General features: G+C 41.1%; 20 protein-coding genes and 1 pseudogene. 7 read left to right on the top strand and 14 right to left on the bottom strand.

The window, feature by feature from the left end; translation table 11 throughout:
• Positions 1–39 precede the first annotated feature (39 nt).
• The 8 genes from fabF to yceD all read right to left on the bottom strand — a co-directional run bounded on the left by fabF (position 40) and on the right by yceD (position 6,279).
• The gene (fabF, locus tag SFRI_RS07720) at positions 40–1,278 is read right to left on the bottom strand and encodes a beta-ketoacyl-ACP synthase II (RefSeq protein ID WP_011636972.1); all 1,239 of its coding nucleotides are present in this window, start codon (positions 1,276–1,278) and stop codon (positions 40–42) included.
• 162 nt (positions 1,279–1,440) lie between these two features.
• A complete protein-coding gene (gene acpP, locus SFRI_RS07715; protein ID WP_011496723.1) occupies positions 1,441–1,674 on the bottom strand; it encodes an acyl carrier protein in 234 nt (77 codons plus the stop codon).
• 163 nt (positions 1,675–1,837) lie between these two features.
• Positions 1,838–2,584: a 3-oxoacyl-ACP reductase FabG gene (gene fabG / locus SFRI_RS07710; RefSeq protein WP_011636971.1), complete on the bottom strand. Its 747-nt coding sequence runs from the start codon at positions 2,582–2,584 to the stop codon at positions 1,838–1,840.
• A 10-nt stretch (positions 2,585–2,594) separates the two neighbouring features.
• A complete protein-coding gene (fabD, locus tag SFRI_RS07705) occupies positions 2,595–3,521 on the bottom strand; it encodes an ACP S-malonyltransferase (protein WP_011636970.1) in 927 nt (308 codons plus the stop codon).
• A 32-nt stretch (positions 3,522–3,553) separates the two neighbouring features.
• Positions 3,554–4,513, bottom strand: a complete 960-nt coding sequence (locus SFRI_RS07700) for a beta-ketoacyl-ACP synthase III (protein ID WP_011636969.1) — start codon at positions 4,511–4,513, stop codon at positions 3,554–3,556.
• 8 nt (positions 4,514–4,521) lie between these two features.
• Positions 4,522–5,550, bottom strand: a complete 1,029-nt coding sequence (plsX, locus tag SFRI_RS07695; protein ID WP_011636968.1) for a phosphate acyltransferase PlsX — start codon at positions 5,548–5,550, stop codon at positions 4,522–4,524.
• Positions 5,551–5,565: 15 nt separating this feature from the next.
• Entirely contained in the window at positions 5,566–5,736 is a 171-nt protein-coding gene (rpmF, locus tag SFRI_RS07690) for a 50S ribosomal protein L32 (protein ID WP_011636967.1), read from the bottom strand.
• An 18-nt stretch (positions 5,737–5,754) separates the two neighbouring features.
• Complete coding sequence (yceD, locus tag SFRI_RS07685) at positions 5,755–6,279, bottom strand: 23S rRNA accumulation protein YceD (RefSeq protein ID WP_011636966.1); 525 nt, start codon at positions 6,277–6,279, stop codon at positions 5,755–5,757.
• A 247-nt stretch (positions 6,280–6,526) separates the two neighbouring features.
• Here yceD and SFRI_RS07680 point away from each other — a divergent pair, with 247 nt between their 5' ends.
• Complete coding sequence (locus SFRI_RS07680; protein WP_011636965.1) at positions 6,527–7,147, top strand: Maf family protein; 621 nt, start codon at positions 6,527–6,529, stop codon at positions 7,145–7,147.
• Positions 7,148–7,331: 184 nt separating this feature from the next.
• Here SFRI_RS07680 and SFRI_RS07675 read toward each other — a convergent pair whose 3' ends face one another.
• Both SFRI_RS07675 and rluC read right to left on the bottom strand, forming a co-directional pair.
• A complete protein-coding gene (locus tag SFRI_RS07675; protein WP_011636964.1) occupies positions 7,332–7,985 on the bottom strand; it encodes an HAD family hydrolase in 654 nt (217 codons plus the stop codon).
• A gap of 31 nt (positions 7,986–8,016) precedes the next feature.
• The gene (gene rluC, locus SFRI_RS07670; RefSeq protein ID WP_011636963.1) at positions 8,017–8,973 is read right to left on the bottom strand and encodes a 23S rRNA pseudouridine(955/2504/2580) synthase RluC; all 957 of its coding nucleotides are present in this window, start codon (positions 8,971–8,973) and stop codon (positions 8,017–8,019) included.
• Between the two features lie 626 nt (positions 8,974–9,599).
• Between rluC and rne the strand changes: the two genes are divergently transcribed.
• Both rne and SFRI_RS21235 read left to right on the top strand, forming a co-directional pair.
• A complete protein-coding gene (gene rne, locus SFRI_RS07665) occupies positions 9,600–12,974 on the top strand; it encodes a ribonuclease E (RefSeq protein ID WP_011636962.1) in 3,375 nt (1,124 codons plus the stop codon).
• Between the two features lie 231 nt (positions 12,975–13,205).
• Positions 13,206–13,833, top strand: a pseudogene (locus SFRI_RS21235) (SulP family inorganic anion transporter).
• Between the two features lie 396 nt (positions 13,834–14,229).
• Here SFRI_RS21235 and SFRI_RS07655 read toward each other — a convergent pair.
• Positions 14,230–15,147, bottom strand: a complete 918-nt coding sequence (locus tag SFRI_RS07655) for a bifunctional methionine sulfoxide reductase B/A protein (RefSeq protein WP_011636961.1) — start codon at positions 15,145–15,147, stop codon at positions 14,230–14,232.
• 162 nt (positions 15,148–15,309) lie between these two features.
• Between SFRI_RS07655 and SFRI_RS07650 the strand changes: the two genes are divergently transcribed.
• On the top strand, positions 15,310–16,149 hold the full coding sequence (locus SFRI_RS07650) for an isopenicillin N synthase family dioxygenase (protein WP_011636960.1): 840 nt from the start codon (positions 15,310–15,312) through the stop codon (positions 16,147–16,149).
• A gap of 130 nt (positions 16,150–16,279) precedes the next feature.
• Entirely contained in the window at positions 16,280–17,221 is a 942-nt protein-coding gene (gene ylqF, locus SFRI_RS07645; protein WP_011636959.1) for a ribosome biogenesis GTPase YlqF, read from the top strand.
• Between the two features lie 151 nt (positions 17,222–17,372).
• Here the strand turns inward: ylqF and SFRI_RS07640 are convergent, their stop codons facing one another.
• Both SFRI_RS07640 and SFRI_RS07635 read right to left on the bottom strand, forming a co-directional pair.
• Complete coding sequence (locus SFRI_RS07640; protein ID WP_011636958.1) at positions 17,373–17,858, bottom strand: low molecular weight protein-tyrosine-phosphatase; 486 nt, start codon at positions 17,856–17,858, stop codon at positions 17,373–17,375.
• A gap of 156 nt (positions 17,859–18,014) precedes the next feature.
• Complete coding sequence (locus SFRI_RS07635; RefSeq protein WP_011636957.1) at positions 18,015–18,863, bottom strand: DNA ligase; 849 nt, start codon at positions 18,861–18,863, stop codon at positions 18,015–18,017.
• 408 nt (positions 18,864–19,271) lie between these two features.
• On the opposite strand from SFRI_RS07635, the gene SFRI_RS07630 reads away from it, so the two are divergent.
• Entirely contained in the window at positions 19,272–19,643 is a 372-nt protein-coding gene (locus tag SFRI_RS07630; RefSeq protein WP_011636956.1) for a diacylglycerol kinase, read from the top strand.
• Positions 19,644–19,660: 17 nt separating this feature from the next.
• Here SFRI_RS07630 and hdfR read toward each other — a convergent pair whose 3' ends face one another.
• A complete protein-coding gene (hdfR, locus tag SFRI_RS07625) occupies positions 19,661–20,515 on the bottom strand; it encodes an HTH-type transcriptional regulator HdfR (protein WP_011636955.1) in 855 nt (284 codons plus the stop codon).
• 108 nt (positions 20,516–20,623) lie between these two features.
• Here hdfR and SFRI_RS07620 point away from each other — a divergent pair, with 108 nt between their 5' ends.
• Positions 20,624–21,052 (top strand): MaoP family protein, encoded by a 429-nt coding sequence (locus SFRI_RS07620; protein ID WP_011636954.1) that lies wholly within the window; start codon positions 20,624–20,626, stop codon positions 21,050–21,052.
• Positions 21,053–21,306 lie beyond the last annotated feature (254 nt).

The following is a 21,306-nucleotide window of genomic DNA, read 5'->3' as shown; positions in this document are numbered from 1 at the left end:
AGGGAAGATTTTCATCTTCCCTTATTGGCATTAACTCGATTAAATTTTCTTAAACAGTAACGAACCGTTTGTGCCACCAAAGCCAAATGAATTACATAAGGCATAGTCAAACTGATGTCGACGTGAAGTGTGGGCAACAAAATCTAAATCGCATCCTTCATCTGGATTATCTAAGTTGATTGTTGGCGGTACGTGTTGGTCACGCAGTGCAAGCAAAGTAATAATGGCTTCAACAGCGCCTGCTGCACCTAATAAATGTCCGGTCATGGATTTAGTCGAACTCACCAATACATCATAAGCATGTGGTCCAAATACCGATTTAACCGCGGCAGCTTCAGCTTTATCGCCTGCATTGGTTGAAGTGCCATGAGCATTAATGTAACCCACTTGTTCTTTTTGGATCTGTGCATCATTAATGGCATTGACCATTGCAGCCGCAGCGCCTGCACCATCACTTGGTGGTGATGTCATGTGGAATGCATCACCACTCATGCCAAAACCGACTAACTCACCGTAAATTTTTGCACCACGCGCTTTAGCGCGCTCGTACTCTTCCATCACAATCACACCCGCGCCATCGCCAATAACAAAACCATCACGGTCTTTGTCCCAAGGACGGCTTGCTGCTGTTGGATCGTCATTACGAGTAGATAATGCTTTAGCGGCACTAAAACCTGCTACGCCTAATGGGCTAGTCACATCTTCTGCGCCACCGGCCACCATCACATCAGCATCACCATAAGCAATGGTACGTGCAGCAAAACCAATATTGTGAACACCTGTAGTGCAGGCTGTAGTCACGGCAAAGTTAGGACCTGTCATGCCATACATAATCGACAAGTGTCCGGCAATCATATTGATAATAGTGCTTGGCACAAAAAATGGTGACACTTTACGTGGTCCACCATTTAATAATGCAGAATGGCCTTGTTCAATTAACCACATACCCCCCATACCAGCACCAATAGCGGTACCTATACGAGCTGGGTTTTCTTGGCTCATATCTAAGCCTGAATCTTTTACTGCTTGAATGCCTGCAGCCATGCCGTATTGGATAAATAAATCCATTTTACGAGCATCTTTTTTGGTTAGGTATTGTTCGACATCAAAATCTTTCACAGAGCCACTGAAACGAGTACCAAATTCACTAGCATCAAACTTAGTGATTGGAGCAATACCACTCTTACCTGCCAATAAGGCATTCCAAGTAGACTCGACATCATTACCCACAGGAGTCACTAGGCCAAGACCTGTGATGACGACACGACGTTTAGACATGATATTCACCTTTAAATAAAATCTGCCACGATGCCATTATTGCGATTTAGCTAAAGAAGTATAAGGAGGGATGTTCTAATGCAATAAAATGGAACGAGCGTTTACAAATGCTTTAAACAAAAACAGGCGGCATAAATGCCGCCTGTTTTTGTGAATTCTTGATTACTGATTCTTAGAAACGTAATCGATCGCTGCTTGAACAGTAGTGATCTTTTCAGCTTCTTCGTCAGGGATCTCGGTATCAAACTCTTCTTCTAGAGCCATAACCAATTCAACAGTGTCTAGAGAATCAGCGCCTAAATCGTCTACAAAAGAAGCAGCTGATTTAACGTCTTCTTCTTTAACGCCAAGTTGTTCGATGATGATTTTCTTTACACGTTCTTCGATGTTGCTCATTAGTTTTCTTTCCTATTCAAATTACGCACTTGCGTAAGATTGCGAGTAGTTTATTCGAATTAGATAACAATGCAAGCTTAGATTTTGTGGTCTAACCACAAAAATTAACATTGAATTGTCTCTAACACTGACTCAAATGAAGGTAGTTGCCTACCTATCGCCCTTAAACCATGTACATACCGCCATTCACATGCAATGTTTCGCCTGTGATATAAGCGGCTGAATCCGAGGCCAAAAACAATACTGCATTGGCAATTTCTTGTGCTTGCCCTAATCGTTCCATCGGAACTTGCGACATAATAGCTTGTTGCTGCTCAACTGTCAGCTCATCTGTCATGTCTGTCTGGATAAATCCAGGTGCAATAGCATTCACTGTTATTTGACGAGATGCAACCTCTCTTGCAAGAGATTTTGTAAATCCGATCAAACCAGCTTTAGCTGCCGAGTAATTTACTTGGCCAGCATTACCCATTGTACCTACTACAGAACCGATACTGATAATACGTCCGAAACGTTTTTTCATCATAGATCGCATTACTGGTTTAGACAATTTAAATAGGGATGTCAAATTCGTGTCAATAATATCTTGCCACTCATCATCTTTCATCCGCATTAATAAATTGTCACGGGTAATACCCGCATTGTTGATAAGAATATCAACTTCACCTGCTTTTTCTTTGATCTGGCTATATAAATCAGCAACAGATTGAGAATCAGTGACATTTAACACCATCCCAAAGCCTTTGTCACCTAAGTATGCTTGAATCGCCGCAGCACCTTTTTCACTGGTTGCAGTACCGATAACCATCGCACCAGCTTGTACTAATGATTCAGCAATCGCACGCCCAATACCACGACTAGCACCTGTTACTAGGGCAACTTTACCGTCTAAATTAATGCTAAAGCTCATATCAACTCCTTTATTCGACTAATGCAGCAAATGAAGCAGCATCATTGACCGCTTGAGCGGATATCGATTTATTAATTCTTTTTGTTAAACCGGTTAATACTTTACCCGGTCCACACTCTATTAATTTTGTAACACCTTGTGTCGCCATAAATTCAACAGACTCACTCCAACGCACTGGGCAATATAACTGACGCACTAATGCATCTTTAATTGCCTGTGAATCCGTCGGCATGGCCACATCAACATTGTTAACAACATTAATGGTAGGCTCTGAGAATGTCACTTCAATTAAGGCTTTAGCGAGTTCATCAGCGGCTGGCTTCATTAGTGCACAATGTGATGGCACACTCACAGGCAATGCTACTGTCATTTTGGCCCCAGCAGCTTTACATGCTGCTGCTGCGCGTTCAACAGCCGCTTTCTCACCGGCTATCACGACTTGCCCAGGGCTGTTGTAGTTAACAGGGCTTACCACGCTACCTTCAGCAGACTCTGCACATGCTTTAGCAATAGCATCATCATCAAGACCAATAATGGCAAACATGGCACCAGAACCTGCTGGTACAGCTTGTTGCATTAATTTCCCGCGTAGCTCAACTAATTTAACGGCATCGGTAAATTCAATCACACCGGCGCATACTAAAGCAGAATATTCACCAAGGCTGTGGCCTGCTAATAAAGAAGGCATAGTCTTGTTAGATGCTTGATATGCACGCCAAATAGCCACGCTTGCAGTGAGCAATGCTGGTTGGGTTTTATCTGTTTCATTTAAGGTTTCAGCTGGGCCATTGGCAACAAGATCCCATAAATCATAACCTAACGCGTCACTCGCTTCGGCAAAGGTTTTGCCGATAACATCGTTAGATTGAGCTAATTCAGCTAACATTCCTACGGCCTGTGAACCTTGGCCAGGAAATACAAAAGCAACATTTTCCATAAACGCTTACCTGTATAAAATTAATTTGAAAATTAAAAACGAACTAAAGCACTGCCCCAAGCAAAACCACCGCCAAATGCTTCGAGTAGTAATAAATGTCCACGCTGAATTCGACCATCACGCACCGCTTCATCTAATGCGATAGGCACCGATGCGGCAGAAGTATTACCGTGTCTAGCTAGAGTCAGCACGACTTTATCTAGACTCATGTGCAACTTTTTAGCCGTAGCATTAATAATGCGGAAATTAGCTTGATGCGGCACTAGCCAGTCAATTTCTGATTTATCGACATTATTAAGACGCAAGGTTTCAGTGACCACATTAGACAGCTGGGTAACTGCAACTTTAAAAACATCGTTGCCTTTCATGGTCATAAAGCCAACAGCTTCAGAACTTTCGTTAGCTCGAGGAGGAAAAGAACATTTTAATAAATCCCCTTGGCTGCCATCTGCATAGATATGCGTAGCAATAATACCAGGTGTATCACTAACGCCAATAATCGCTGCGCCGGCGCCATCGCCAAATAAAATGACGGTAGAGCGATCAGCAGGATCGCACATCCGTGACAATACGTCAGAACCTATAACCAGTACTTTTTTAGCAGAACCTGTTTTTACAAATTGATCTGCGACCGATAAAGCATAGATAAATCCAGAACACGCGGCAGCAATATCAAAGGCAGGAATATTTTTGACGCCTAAAAGGGCCTGAATTTCGCATGCAGCTGCAGGAAATGCGTTTGATGCACTGGTGGTTCCACAAACAATCATATCGAGATCGCTAGCTTCGATTCCTGCCATTTCAAGCGCTTTTAGTGCCGCTTGATAACCCATTGTTGAAACCGATTCGTCTGATGCAGCAATGCGCCGCTCAGAAATACCGGTTCGGTCAACAATCCATTGGTCACTGGTTTCAACCATTTTTTCGAGATCTTGATTGCTACGAACTTGCACAGGTAGATAGCTACCTGTTCCGAGAATTTTTGTGTGCATATATGAGATCAGCTATTGATGTCTAAAAGAATCGACTCCAAACGATCTTTAATCATTTCAGGAAGACGACGTTTTGCTTCTGTTGCTGCTAAATTTAATGCTTGTAAAAATGCAGCTTCATCCGCGTTACCATGACTCTTTACTACTATTCCGCGCAATCCTATCAGACTTGCACCGTTATAGTGGTCGGGGTTCATCTTACTAAGAACAGCTTGTATGCGTGGAGCGATGAGTTTGGAGAGTAAACGAACAAAAAAACCGTCATTTAAGCCGCGTTTTAATTGATGTACTAACAGTTTTGCAATGCCTTCAGAAGTCTTTAAGGTGATATTACCGACAAAGCCATCACAAACAATCACATCCACATTACCAGTGTAAATCTCATCACCTTCGACAAAGCCAATATAATTAACTTGTTCGGTGTGCTGTAAAATTTGTCCGGCCTGTTGAACCTGATCGTTCCCCTTAATGGCTTCAATACCCACATTAAGCAAAGCTACTTTCGGGCGAGATTTCTTATGGACGGCTTCACATAAGACGGATCCCATAATGGCAAACTGGAATAAGGTCTCAGAATCACAAGATACATTGGCCCCTAAATCCAGCAGATAAACTGGCTTGCCCGTCATTGCCGGTAAGCAAGAAACAAGAGCGGGTCTATCAATACCCGGCAATGTTTTTAATAACACCTTAGCCATTGCCATCAACGCACCAGTATTACCAGCGCTAACGCAGGCTTCCGCTTTTCCGTCACGCACAAGTTCAAGCGCAATTCTCATAGAACTGTTTTTACGTGAACGCAAAGCATGAATGGGCCTATCGCACATTGTCACGACTTCAGTGGTGTGGATTATTTCAATTCTGGATAAATCAGCTGAATGAGCTTGGGGGAGGTATTTTTCTATTTCGGTTTTATCGCCAACCAAAATAATATTTAAAGAGGTATGAAATTTCAGTGCCTGCATCGCTGCAGGCACTGTCACGTGGGGACCGTGATCGCCCCCCATCGCATCTAACGCAAGCGTCAGATTTGTCATCAGATAATCAACAAATTACTTGTTGATAACCTTTTTACCGCGGTAAAAACCATCAGCAGTCACGTTGTGACGTAGATGTAATTCACCGCTAGTAGCGTCTACTGATAATTGAGCAGTGCTCAATGAATCATGTGAACGACGCATGCCGCGCTTTGAACGTGACTTTTTATTCTGTTGTACAGCCATTGGACCTGTCTCCTACGATTACTTGCTCTTCAGTTTTTCTAACACTGCAAACGGATTTGGACGCTCCTCATGAGCGGGTTCGATCTCGCCTACAACTATATCTTTCGATCCAGACTTACAACTATTATCATCGTGCATCGGGATGATAGGCATAGCGACTATCAATTCATCTTCAATCAATTGATGCAGACGTACTTCACCAATCTCATTACACTCAATTGGATCATACGCATCCGGGAGCTCATCGATTTCTGCCTCAGTCTTACAAGGACTAAAACAAAAGTCGACCGTAACCTCGGTAGTAAATTGTGTCATGCAACGTTGACATAGCAGAGTGAGCTCCGTCACAGCCTTCCCGCGAAGGTAGACTATCCCCTGTAAATCGACGCCACATTCCAACGACACAACTACGTCGGAACAGTCGCCGGCACATAACTCGCTTAATCGCTTTAGTTGCTTACCTAAAATGATACCTTCGTATCGAAGGCCACTTGAAGCAGCGCGTATAGGATCAATTGAAACCGGTATCTTTACTGTTTGCATAAGGCGCGCATATTATAGTTTGAAAACGCTGGAGTCAAAGAAAATTTCCGTAAAATACGGTAATCTCACCTAACTAGGAACTTTAGGTACTCTTTAAATCCGGCATTGAATTTGAAAGTTGGCAAATTTTACCGAACCAAACCCCATCACACAAGCATTACTCGAGAAAAATGATCCATTTGCATAGATGAATACAGTAAACTGACTAATATTCTGTTATTAGCCACTCAATAATGAAACAAAACCAATGAAATTCAATCTTGTACTTGCTTCAACCTCACCTTTTCGCCAGCAGCTATTGCAAAAATTAATGCTGCCTTTTACTTGTGTTAATCCAGATATTGATGAGACGCCAATAAAAGATGAGACAGCGTTAGCATTGGTTAAACGCTTAGCAGAGCAAAAAGCATTAGCTGGAGCGAATTTAATTGATGAAACATCGGTACCGCAAATAATAATTGGTTCAGACCAAGTCGCGTTGATTAACGGTCAGATTATCGGTAAACCTTATACTGTAGACAATGCGATAGCTCAATTAAGCTCGGCATCTGGTCAATCTATTACTTTTTATACTGGTCTTGCTGTATTCAATAATGCCAATCAGCAAATGATATCTTGTGTCGAACCGTTTACGGTTCATTTTAAACACTTATCTACTGCGCAAATTCGCTATTACGTAGATGCTGAGCAGCCACTATATTGCGCAGGGAGTTTTAAATGCGAAGGATTAGGAATTGCCTTATTTAACCGTTTAGAAGGTGACGATCCAAATAGCTTAATTGGACTACCATTAATTAAACTTATTGATTTACTCTCACAGCACGGTGTCGATATTCTCAGCCAAGCACCAGAATGCTCAATCAATTAATATTGATACCAAATCTAATAAGGGTGCATTCGTTAAGGTAATAACGTTTGCGCTTGATATGGGGACGATAAGAGGTTTAACACCGAGATAAACTAAGCAGCATATAAAGGCTTATGTGTTACAGCGTCGAACACTTATGATTCGACGCTGTATTACGTCTCTGGCAAAGCATCATCCAGAAATATTAAAGGTAGTCATGTATCGCCAGAGGCTGGTCGACAATCGCATGTGGGTTTAACGTTTTCAATCTAACTTCATTATGCGCACCATAACTCACACCAATACTCGCCATACCAGCATTATTGGCCATCGTTAAATCATGAATGGAATCTCCAATCATAATAGCTCTGTCGGCAGCGACATTAAAATGACTCAATAATGAATGCAGCATCTCAGGGTGCGGTTTACTTTTAGCGTCATCTGCACAACGTGTGGCATGAAAATACTGCCCTAAGCCTGTTAATGCTAATACCTTATCTAGGCCATCTCGTCCTTTACCGGTCGCAACAGCTAATTGATAACCAGCCGCATGTAGATTACTAATGAGCGACTCTACACCCTCAAAAAGAGGTGTAGGTTGCTCATTGGCAACATGATGACGTCGATAGCAATCAATAATCTGTTGATGGTTTTGATGACCAGCAAATAAAATCGGCATGATTTTAGGTAAAGATAAACCGATGACATCTCTAATTTGTTGCTCAGTGGGTATAGGTAAAATTAATTCTTGTGCTACATGTTGCATACAAGACACTATTTTACCTACGGTATCCATTAGGGTGCCATCCCAATCGAAAATGACCAGTTCATAAGCTTTATCTTTAATGTTCAATATCATGCCCTACTTCATTTGCACAGGTCTGTGGGTGTTATACTCTTTTCAATTTATCAAGAGTACTCAATAACACAGGGTCTAGAGGCGCTTTAACTTGCATGATTTCATCATTTTCTGGATGAGTGAATTTAAGTTCAGCCGCATGTAAAAATAAACGGTCTAACCCTAAAGCACGCATGCTATCGTCAAATTGCTGTTCGCTGTATTTATCATCGCAAGCAATTGCATGGCCAGCATACTGACAATGTACTCGTATTTGATGGGTTCGCCCTGTAACAGGACTCGCCTTCACTAAAGTACAGCCTTGATAACGTTGCATGATCTTATAGCGAGTTTCAGATTCTTTACCCTCTTTATTAACCCGCACGATTCGCTCGCCCGACTTTAAGGTAATTTTTAATAGCGGTGCTTTAACCACTTTATCACTTGCCTGCCATTCACCACGCACCAAGGCTAAATAATCTTTTTGCATGGTTTTGCTGCGTAATTGCTCATGTAAATGCTTTAGCGCACTACGCTTCTTAGCCACAAGCAGTACACCGGAAGTATCTTTATCTAATCGATGTACTAACTCTAAAAATTTTTGCTGTGGTCGCAGTGAACGTAATCCTTCAATCACACCATAATCAACACCGCTGCCACCGTGTACAGCAATACCAGCAGGCTTGTTTAACACAATAAGATGATTATCTTCATGGATAATACGATCTTCAAGCTGTGACACTCTGGATAAATTAGGAGATGGTGCCTTACGATTGTCTTTTTCGGCAACACGAACAGGCGGTACCCTTACGATGTCACCAATTTGTAATTTGTATTCAGGCTTGATGCGTTTTTTATTTACCCGCACTTCCCCTTTGCGCACAATCCGATAGATCATGCTTTTAGGAACACCTTTTAATTTAGTTAGCAAAAAATTATCGATTCGTTGTTCAAAATGATCTTCGTCGATAGTCACGTATTCAACTTGGGGGGTAGTTTCAGTATTCATGATGCGCCATATAGTGGTAACCCCAATAGTGTACCTTATCTTGTAAATGATTGGCTATTGCCGCATCAGACTTGAAATAAATACATGAAAGAATATGGGCTTTTGATTGCTGAAAATAACGTTTGTTGCTATATTTGCCCACAGGTTGAGAGTAAACAGTGGATAAAGTGTTCACAACTTTCACCAAATGCGAAACACTAGCAGTTAGAAAAATGAACCTAATCGGTAGCAACTCATTGATTTGCAAATTGTATTAATTAAAAAACGACAAAAACCGTTTGTGCAATTAAACCGTAAGTTTTGAATAAAGATTTCAATTTAACTGTAGTAAATCGCCCCAAATTCGAACAACATTTTAGCTTGTTATCAAACAAACCGATTCGACTTGGGCATTAACGGATTAAAATACCATAATTTATGGGGTTGGTTGTTAGTCAACCAATTCCTTGTTTTTGTAAACATTAGAAAATAAGCCATAAATAGGATGCGACACGCAGTGATTGCGTTTTACAGTAATGAGCACCTAATTGCCTGGATCTAGCCGTGAGGTTATACCGATTAATTCAGGCCCGTAATGCAGAAAAATCGTGTTGTTTGATGACCTCATTTAGAAGAATCACGTCATCATGAAACGTATGTTAATTAATGCAACTCAATCAGAAGAGTTGCGCGTAGCCCTAGTAGATGGGCAAGAACTGTATGATTTAGACATTGAAAGTCCTGGTCACGAACAGAAAAAATCAAATATCTATAAAGGTAAAATCACTCGAGTAGAACCGTCACTTGAAGCTGCATTTGTTGATTACGGTGCAGATCGTCACGGTTTTTTACCTCTCAAAGAAATTGGTCGCGAATACTTCCCAAAAGGTTATTCATTCCAAGGCCGTCCAAACATTAAAGAAGTGTTACAAGAAGGCCAAGAGGTCATCGTTCAGATAGATAAAGAAGAACGAGGCAACAAAGGCGCTGCACTAACTACTTTTATTAGTCTTGCTGGATCTTATTTAGTCTTAATGCCAAATAACCCTCGTGCTGGCGGTATTTCTCGTCGTATCGAAGGTGATGAACGTACAGAACTAAAAGAAGCAATGGCTGAGTTAGAAGTACCTAATGGTATGGGCTTGATTGTGCGTACTGCTGGTGTTGGTAAAGAATCAACAGAGCTAAAGTGGGACTTAAAAGTACTACAACATCATTGGGATGCTATTCAAGAAGCTGCTCAAAGTAAAGCTGCACCATTCTTAATCCACCAAGAAAGTAACGTGATTGTTCGCGCTATTCGTGACTATTTACGTCGTGATGTAGGCGAAATCCTTATCGATCACCCACGTATTTTCGAAGAAGCTAAATTGCATATTGGTTTAGTGCGTCCTGATTTTGTTGAACGTGTAAAGCTATATGACTCAGAAGTACCACTGTTTACTCACTTCCAAATAGAGTCTCAAATTGAGTCAGCGTTCCAACGCGAAGTGCGTTTACCTTCAGGTGGATCAATTGTAATTGACCCAACAGAAGCATTAACGTCTATCGATATCAACTCAGCCCGTGCAACTAAAGGCGGCGACATTGAAGAAACTGCACTAAACACTAACCTTGAAGCTGCTGATGAAATTGCTCGTCAATTACGTCTTCGTGATTTAGGTGGTTTAGTGGTTATCGACTTTATCGATATGACACCTGTTCGTCATCAGCGTGAAGTTGAAAATCGTTTACGTGATGCAGTACATCATGACCGTGCTCGTGTGCAATTAGGTCGTATTTCTCGATTTGGTTTGATGGAAATGTCGCGTCAGCGTCTACGTCCATCGCTAGAAGAGTCTGCCGCTCATTTGTGCCCTCGTTGTCATGGTCAAGGCACTATTCGTAGTACCGAATCTTTAGCATTATCGATTTTACGATTAATGGAAGAAGAAGCCATTAAAGAAAACACCACACAAATCGAAGCGATTGTGCCTGTTGATGTTGCTGCGTTCTTACTAAACGAAAAACGTAAAGCGATTCGTATTACAGAAGAGCGTCACCAAGTTGAAGTGTACATCATTCCAGATGCACACATGCAAACACCAGATTACCGTGTAGTGCGTCGTAAGAGTGATGATGAAGTCAGTGAATCTAGCTATAAGCGAGTAGAACAGCCTGTCGCAAAATTGTATGAGCCTCGCAAGCTTGAGCGTGCAGCATCTCCTGAACCTGCATTAAAAGGCTTCGCAGCGCCACAAAAAGCAGCTGAAGATACAGTAAAAGCCACACCAGTAAATGTCGCTCCTGTGGCAACGTCTAATCAGCCAAGTTTATTCACTCGAATGATCTCTGCCATTAGCGCTTTATTTTCTGGAAGTGAAGCTGAGGTTAAAGAGACCAAAGCAGCAGTATCTACTAAAGAATCGACTCAAACTAACACTCGTCGTAACACCCGTCGTAATGACACTCGTAACGACAGCGCTAACCGTAATGACAAACGCAATGACAGTCGCCGTCAACGTAATGACAGCGACAAATCGAAAGACGGCACAGAAGCTCGTTCTCAGAATAAGCGTAATGAACGTAATAGCAGAAATACAGTTCAAGATGACAACGCCAAAAACAAACCGAAAACTGAGAAAGTTGACAAGCCATTAGCTGTCAATGAAACCAAAGCAACAGATGCTAAAGTTGCCGAAGTTAAAGTCGCTACAGAAAAATCTCCAAAACAAGAAGCTGCTCGTGAGCGTCGCCAACGTCGTAATTTACGTCGTAAAGTGCGTATTGAAAACGAACAGAGTGAAGCATTACCAACAACCGATGTTAATGATAATAAATCAACTGAGCAATCAGTTGAGGTAATGACATCAGAACCTAAAGCGGTAGAGTCAAAAGTAGCTGAAGATAAAACATCAGAAACGAGAGCGCCACGCAGTCGTCGTCAACCTCGTAAAGAGAAGACTGAACAGGCGGTTGAAGCGCCAGCTGAAAATGAAACAGAGCAAGCAACTGATCCAGTTACTGAAGTAGCAAATGTTACCAGTACTGCTGCTCCAGTTGAAACTGACGCTACTGCCGTGGTTGAAGTAAAAGCAGAAACAACTCAAGCAGATGTTGATACTGTCACTGAAACGGTAGTTGCTAGCACTGACGTTGCAGCTGAAACTGATGAGTCAAGCTCGAGCGCTGAAGATGCTACAACAGACAGCGAAGCTGAAGGCCGTGAAGGTCAACGTCGTAGTCGTCGTAGTCCTCGTCACTTACGTGCAGCAGGTCAACGTCGTCGTCGTGATGATGAAACAGGCTCTACACAACCAGCTGTTTTCACACCTAATGATGAGTTAGAGAAGCAATTAGACGCAGAGCAAGCTAGAACTCAAGCACAAGCTCCTGTAACTGAGGCTATTGTTGAATCCGTTACTAAACCTGCTGAAACGGTTAGCACTGCTGCTGAAACCGCTACTAAGCCGGTTGAAGTGCTTAAAGCTGAAGTTAACAAAGCTAATGCAGCACCCGTTAATGTTGAAAAAACTGAAACGCCAGTAGAAATAAAGGAAGTACCTCAAGCAGTAAAAGCACCTGAGGCCCCTGAACCTAAAGCTGAAGTAGAAGTTGTTAAAACAACGGTTGATGTTGAAGCTAAACAAACCACTGTGGCAAATACCGCAGTTGTTGAAGCTGAAAAAGCTGCAGCGTTAACTAGCAAGCAAGATAAAACGGTTGCGGCCAATTCATCTGCGCCTATGGCTAAGCCTGCTGCAATTGTGCGTCAAGCTAAACCTGAAGTCGTAAAAGAAGTCGCGGCGACAATAGCAGAGACGGTTTCTACTGAAGCAGCGCCATCAACCAAAGTCCCCGTAAAGGCAAGTCGCTTTGGTTCTATGGTGTCATCTGACACGACTAAACCTACAGTAGATGTCCGTGAGCAGAAAGCGGTACCTCAAGGACGTACTTACGAAGCTCAAGCGACTGACAGCAAGGTTACGAAAGTAGCGAAGAATAACAGTGCATCTGCTGATATGACTCGCCCTGGAGAGTAAACTTAATAAAGGGCTAACTTCGCCCCATTATTTATAAAGCCATGCTTAGCATGGCTTTTTTATTGGAAATATTAATATAAAACTTAACATTTAGTGTCATTGAATCGATGTCACTATCATTCAACTGTTAATTTTTTGTGTTAAAGCAAACATCCTTTTTATTAACTTACATACAAAACCAGAGGTTAAATGTTCGATCTCATTCGCCATTAAACAAGTAGTAAAGTCGATATTTTATCTGGATTAACCGTGATACTCGCCCTTATCCCTGAAGCTGTTGCCTTTGCATTCGTCGCCCATGTTGAACCCATGGTAGGAATATACGCAGCCTTCATTATGGGTTTAATCACCGCATTGGTGGACGACCGGGGATTATGTCCGGCGCTACAGGTGCTATGGCAGTAGTAATGGAGTCACTAGTGATTAAACACGGTATAACCGTATTTACCGATCTGACTTTTGCTGTGTTTGTTGGTGTTATCGTATCTGCTTTGGTATTTACATGGGAACATGCAAAACACATCAACATTGACATAAGTGAAGATACAAATGGTTAGAAAATATATCGCTTAAATGGGCCATTATTCTTTGGCTCAGTTGCTAACTTCCTTGAATTATTTGATGTTGGAAATGATAACTAAGATGTGATTATTGATTTTCAACATTCACGAGTAGCAGATCAATCAACATTAGAGGCTATCGATACTTTAGCTAAACGTTATGTGGCTGCGGGAAAATGTCTGCATTTACGTCACTTAAGTCAAGATTGTAAAGCCCTACCCCTAAAGCACGTGATTTGGTTGAAGTTTACCTTATTGAAGATCTGCACAACAAAGTGACCGACGATAAATTAGGCTAAACGGACATAATACCAATTCCAATAATTATCTGGTCATTCAGCGGGAGTTCTGCGCCTTCTAGGCAAGTAATAGGTTTGTAGACATAGTTGTTCTCGGCAACAGGTCCTGCGTTACTCTACCTTCTGCGTCCTTGCAGTCGTACGTCAATAAGCAGCATAGAAGATACAGAAACCCGCCCTGCGGGAGCTATTACTCAGGCTTTCCATTTCTTTGTTGCATTGTTTTACAAGGGAACAACCATTCTTTCAACAATGCGCCTCAAACTGGAAAACATGACTGGCTCTGATTAAGCACATAATTAATGGAATTGATATAATAAAAAAAAGGGGTGACTGAATATTCAATCACCCCTTTTTTATCATGTTTAGCCCTAACACAAGAGCAAAAAATTTAGTTTACACTTTACGTTTATCTGCAAATTTACTCATCACTTTGTCAAATTTTGGCTTCACCACAAGTTGGCAATATGGTTGCTGACCGTGTTTAGCAAAGTAATCATCATGGTAATTTTCAGCGGGATAGAAAGTGTCAAACGCGCTTATTTCGGTCACAATAGGTCTAGGCCATACTTGCTGTTGAGTTAAGGTATTGATGAATTTATTGGCGGCATCAGCTTGTTCACTATTATGAACAAAAATTGCCGAACGGTATTGCGGGCCTTTGTCATTGCCCTGCTGATTCAGTGTTGTCGGATCATGGCTTTCAAATAATACACTTAGCAGAGTGTCGTATTGAATTACAGCGGGATCGAACTCAATATGAATGACTTCTGCGTGCGCGGTTTTACCAGAACACACAGCATCATAATTTGCATCTTTAGCGTCACCGCCACAATAACCTGATTTAACACTGTGCACGCCTTTAAATTGAGCAAAAATAGCCTCGACACACCAAAAGCACCCAGCTCCAAAAGTAGCCTTTTGGTAAGAAGTTTTAGCCGAACTTGATTGTGCTAATTCATCACGAGATTTAAAAATCATCGATACTGAATTAACACAATGACGAACATTATTATCTGTTAAATGCTCCCCTTCAAACACATGGCCTAAATGACCGCCACATTGTGCACAGGTAATTTCGGTTCGATGTCCATCGGCATCAGGAGTATGTTCTACTGCTCCCTTAATTTCATCATCAAATGCAGGCCAGCCACAATGGGCATTAAACTTATGCTCACTCTTATATAGAGGTGCATAGCACTTTTTACATAAATAAACGCCTTGTGCATCATGATCAACATATTCACCGCTAAAAGGCCGTTCAGTACCTTTTTGTTCAATAACATATTTTTCAAATTCGGTTAAATCATTCATTGTCGGCTCTCATTGAGTTGTTTGTCGCAGATATTAACAAAGGATACGTGAGATCTGCGGCATCAGTTCAACCAATACAACATGAAGACACGCAAAGAATTGCGACAAAGTGTGACTAAGGTTACCATTAGCAGTGGGTCAACACACTAATAAGAAAATATAATGAAACTAAATACAATTGATTACTTAGCACCAGATAGCGCTGAGCGCTTTGTTGAATCACTTCGTGAAACAGGTTTTGGGGTACTATCGAATCACCCTATTCAAAAGCAACTTGTCGAAGATATTTATAAAGAGTGGTACAACTTCTTTCAGTCTGAACAAAAACATGACTTTTTGTTCAAGTCTGAAACACACGATGGATTTTTTCCTGCATCGATTTCTGAAACAGCCAAAGGTAACAATGTAAAAGATATCAAAGAATATTATCATGTGTATCCTTGGGGCCGTATTCCTGATTCACTTAGAGCCAATATTCTTGCATATTATGAACATGCCAATACCCTAGCTGCGGAATTACTCAGTTGGATTGAAAAATATACACCGGCAGATGTTGCGGAAAAATATTCTATTCCATTACCAGACATGATTGCTCAAAGCCAACAAACCTTGTTGCGGATTTTACATTATCCACCAATGAAAGGTGATGAAGAAATGGGCGCTATCCGTGCAGCAGCGCATGAGGACATTAACCTCATCACTATATTACCTGCAGCAAATGAACCTGGATTACAAGTGAAAACCAAAACAGGTGAATGGATTGACGTACCTAGCGATTTTGGCAGCATCATTATTAACATCGGTGACATGCTGCAAGAAGCATCTGGTGGTTATTTCCCTTCCACTTCACACAGGGTAATCAATCCTGAAGGGACAGACAAAACCAAATCACGGATTTCATTACCGCTGTTTTTGCACCCTAATCCAGAAGTAGTACTATCAGAGCGTTATACCGCAGACAGCTATTTACAGGAAAGATTACGTGAATTAGGCGTTATTTAAACATTAATGCTTCATTTAACAATGATACTAAGCGCCTTCGGGCGCTTTTTTTATGCATTTAATCTGCTAACGAGGTAGAATATCACTTTTGTATTTATTGTATTTACTCTCCGGTTTATAAGGCAACATCATGGCAATTCAGTGGTATCCAGGACACATGCACAAAGCACGTAAAGAGATCGAGGAGGCAATGCCTCAAGTGGATCTCGTTATTGAAGTGCTCGATGCACGTATTCCATACAGCAGTGAAAATCCGATGGTGTCACAACTACGTGGTGATAAACCCTGCATTAAATTACTGAATAAATCTGATTTAGCCGATCCTAAGGTTACCGCTCAATGGATTGAATACCTAGAACGTGAACAAGGCGTTCAGGCATCAGCAATCACAAGTTTACAACCCAGTATGGTAAAAAGCATTCCTGATCTTTGCCGTAAACTGGTGCCACACCGTGACATCATGGAAAAAGACATTCGCACCATGATCATGGGTATTCCTAACGTCGGTAAATCTACAATTATTAATACCTTAGCGGGTCGCACTATAGCTAAAACGGGTAATGAACCTGCAGTCACAAGACGTCAGCAACGTATTAACTTACGTAACGGAATCGTACTATCGGATACTCCGGGCATTTTATGGCCAAAAGTGGACAACGAAGCCAGTAGCTATCGCCTTGCTGTCACCGGTGCAATTAAAGATACCGCTATGGAATACGAAGATGTGGCAATGTTTGCTGCTGGCTATTTCCTTGAAGCCTATCCTGACGAAATTTGTGAACGTTATAAGCTTCAATCGCTACCAGCCAGCGATATCGAATTACTCGAAGCTATCAGTCGTTCTCGCGGAGCACTTCGCCCTGGCGCCCGAGTTGATTACCATAAAGTATCTGAACTATTACTACATGAATACCGCTCAGGGAAAATCGGACTTTTAAGCCTTGAAACTCCAGCGATGGCTGAAGTAGAAAAAGAGGAAGTTGCACGTAAATTAGCTGAGAAAGAACTCATTAAACAGCAGAAAATAGAGCAAGAGAAACTTAAACGCTCCGGTAAACGTTATAACGATTAAGCCGAACAAAGTCTAGGTCGTCAACATCAATGCCGGCCTAGCACTTATCATTCAGAGTGACCTATCATGCTAAGTAGCCTGAATTAAGTAATCATAATTAAGTCGCCTAGATAAGTAGCTTAGTTAAATCCCTTAGTTAATTGATTATATTTCAACGATTAGCTAGTTTAATCGCCAATGCAGCTAAACTGGCTTCAAGTAAATTGATAACCATCTCAAATCCTCTTTCACCACCATAATATGGGTCAGGTACTTCTTCGACTAACGAATCACCATAGCTTAATATCAACTGTAATTTATATCGTAAATGGGCAGGACACCTGTCTTTCAAATCATTTAAATTGGCAAAGTCTGCCGCTAAAATTAAATCGAATCGTTCAAAGTCAGCGTCGATAACCTGCCGAGCTTTCATACCTGAAAAATCAAGTCCGCGCTTGTTGCCAGCAATAATACTGCGACTGTCCGGAGCATGCCCTTGATGATAGGCAATAGTCCCTGCAGAATCGATGTCGAGTTGAAGCGAGTGACGTTTCATTTGTTGCCTAAACACTGCCTCTGCCGTCGGCGAGCGGCAAATATTACCCATACAGACAAACAACACCGAGCGAACATTTAAAAGATATTTATCATCGATCATTGATAACCGCCATTATCTCCAGTTTTATATCATCACTTAATCATATTGCCGATACCTTAACCGGGGTTATGATCATTACCAATTGTAGTTCTACATTTAGTTTTACCATTAATTATACAATGATACGCAACGCAACATGCCAGCAATGTTGAAGCGTTATTGCGGTGGTCTTTGTCGCAGAAAAGTAGCAAATCTTGGCGTCCCTTTTTGAGTTAAGCCTAAATATTGATAAGTAATGGTAGAACCGACTAAAGGTGGATTTTCTCGTTGTTTATCGCTTAAACCACTGCCGATATTAAACACTACCCCCGCAGGTGTTTTTACAATTAACGCACCTAGTTTACCTCGATACTTACCCTTACCTTCTGTATGACCAATCACTACAGCTTCAGCGTCATATTTGGGTTTGAGCTTAACAATATACTCACTGCGGCCGACTGCATAATGCGCTTGCTGATAATGTAACATCAATCCTTCACCACCAGCATTAACGATGGAATCAAGCAATGTAAACAGAGCTTCAGTTGAAGCCACCGGCTCCTGCTTAATGACCTGTAAATGTATGGAGGCCGTTTGTTCTGCCAACATTTTCATCGCTAAGTAGCGTTCAATAAAAGGGCCTGAATGCCGCGGTAAATCAAACATCATAAACTTAACTTCCTGCCACTCTTTATCGGGTACTTGCTTGCGTCGAACCAATGCTGAAATATCTTCGAATCGATTACGCCCCAACCAAAGTTCACCGTCAATAGCTGTATGAGGAAAACCCAGTGTAAACGATGAAGGTAATGCCACTTTTCGTCCACTGCGAGTCAGCATGTTACTGCCATCCCAGTAGCCTCGAACACCATCAAGCTTCTCGCTGACTAAGTATTCAGTGACATCTATATCTTGTTGATATTTTGTTGCCAACTGAATAGGAGGTATTGATAACACTTCACTCTTTATCGTAAAACAATGCAGTGAAATAATGACCAAAATAAAAAGATACGGTAGCTTACGCATATGCAATCCTTGCTAAAAGTTAAATCCATTTAGTGTTTTTTCATTTTCGTTCAAAAGTTTATTTCAATATCCCGATGATTGTACTCTCTCGGCATCGAGCCACTTCCAAGTAAAACCTCTAAAATACTGCTATAACGCCTATCATCTGTGGATGAATACGACTTTCACCTGTTTAAATGATTCTCAACCCTCTACAGGGTTAGGTGAGCGTAGTACAAACAGAATAATTATCCATTCATTGGTAGGGCTTATATTGATATAAATCGATGCATAATGAGGGCATATACCATCACAACAATAAATATTTGTTTTGTTCTACAGCACATCATAAGACCTAAATTACTGCTGGAAGCATATGAACGGAATGTTACAATCTACGGAATTAACATCAAAAAGATAATGAGTAAAATGAAACCAGAGAACAATCATGGTCTAAAACGCGTGTTTCGAGCGACTGGGTTTTCTATGCAAGGTCTAAAGTCAGCGTGGAAAAACGAAGCGGCATTTAGACAAGAAACCGTGCTTGCTTGCCTAATGTTACCCATTGCTCTGCTACTCAATATAAGTAGTACTGAACGTATTTTGCTTATCATGACAGTATTAATTGTATTGATTGTAGAATTGCTAAACTCCGCTATTGAAGCGGTAGTTGATCGGGTTGGTGATGAGATCCACCCACTTAGTGGTCAGGCAAAAGACATTGCTTCTGCAGCAGTCTTTCTCAGTTTGGTATTATGTGCAATCACTTGGAGCATCGTTATTTGGCCATTACTGTTTTAGTAACGGCCAGACGAATATCATTCAGTGCGCTTATCGGTTGTCAGAATTGAAATGGCTTGTTCAATATAAGCAAGTCTTTCATTTTCAGCCCAATATGCAGCATACACATGTCTATGGATACATTTTGCATCATCCACGACATATAAGCTCCCGTTATCTAAATAAGGCTTTATAAGTGCTTCAGGCAAAAATGCACATCCACCATTATTAAGTATAAAGTCCAATGCCATACGAGCAGAACTTGTGTGTAATACCGGCAAAGGCAACATGGTAAAATCTTGGGCATGAGTGATATTAAAGGCGGTACCCCAGTCTACTTTTATATAAGGTAAAGTAGGTGTTTGTGTAAGCTTAACGCCTGCTTGTTTGGATACTAAATACAATTTTACTTCAGCAAGCTTAACTAATATGACTCCATCAAGCTTTGGAGGGTCAAAAGTAATCGCAATATCTAAAGTTCGTTCAATAAGTTGGCGAGTCATCACCGTTGCAGGTAATACATCAGTTCTTAAAGCCACCCCTTCTAAGCCTAAATGTAATGGCTGCAAGAAACCTTGTAAAAAAGCATCCCAAATATTATCGCCAGCCGACAACGCTAACTGAGCACTGTGTTGCTGATTTAAAATAATATCTTGTTTTGCCCTTTCCCAAGCATTAAGCACTGCCTCAGCATGGCCGAGCATTCTTTCACCTGCAGGTGTTGGTTGAATATTGTTACGTAAGCGTTCAAATAACTCTAAACCCAAAATATTTTCTAACTGCTTTATCCTAAAACTGACAGCACTTCGAGTGAGGTATAGATTTTCAGCCGCCTTACCAAAGTGCCGAGTTCGGGACACTTCTAAGAATGTTTTTAATAAATCTGTATCCATAAAAATTCTTTACCATTAAGGACAAAATATTTTGATTTAAAAAATGATAATACTAGCCAATACTCCAGTTGCAAATCTTTATATCTCATAATCTAGAAGGTATTAGCCATGTCTCAGCAATCATTTATCAATGCAAAACAAGGTATTGATGCTAACACCAATGGTCATAGCAACAGTTTTCAATCTACTAAACGCTTCTATGATGACGTGAATTTCCCAAAGGGATTTAAACGTTGTGGTGATTTTACCAATAAAGAAGCTGAGTTGCTTGAACAACACGGTCAAGCAATGAAAAATTTAGCCAATGGTTCGCAGTTACCTTGTAATGTTGACGAAGACCAATTTGTTAACGTTTTACAGGGGAAAAAACCTGCATCAACTCCAATGGAGTTATTGTGGTCTAAATATTGTCGTCTGGCAAAAGGCAAACCATTTTATGCTGTTGTTGGGACAATTCATGCACCTGCAAGCTCTAAAGTTGAAATTGAATTTGACGATGTAGAAGAAGATGCTTCAGACACCGATGAGTCAGAGTAAACCATCTTTTAACTGCTAAAGTCGCCGCTCACAGAGTTTAACATTTATGTAACACAAATGATAAAAGTAGAGTCAACTTCCCGCTCTACTTTTTCGTTTTGTCACATATTTGTCACCCACCGCAATTCCGCCAATGCTCTGGCGCCTTTATACATAGCGACTCTTCACTAAAATGGTTGTTTTTACACCGTAGAGGTCAAGCTATTAACGAAAACTTGATTTAGCGCAATAATCCTATACAAATACTTCACAAT

The organism is Shewanella frigidimarina NCIMB 400, from assembly GCF_000014705.1.
GTDB lineage: Bacteria > Pseudomonadota > Gammaproteobacteria > Enterobacterales > Shewanellaceae > Shewanella > Shewanella frigidimarina.
This window is presented reverse-complemented; position numbering and strand designations above follow the sequence as displayed.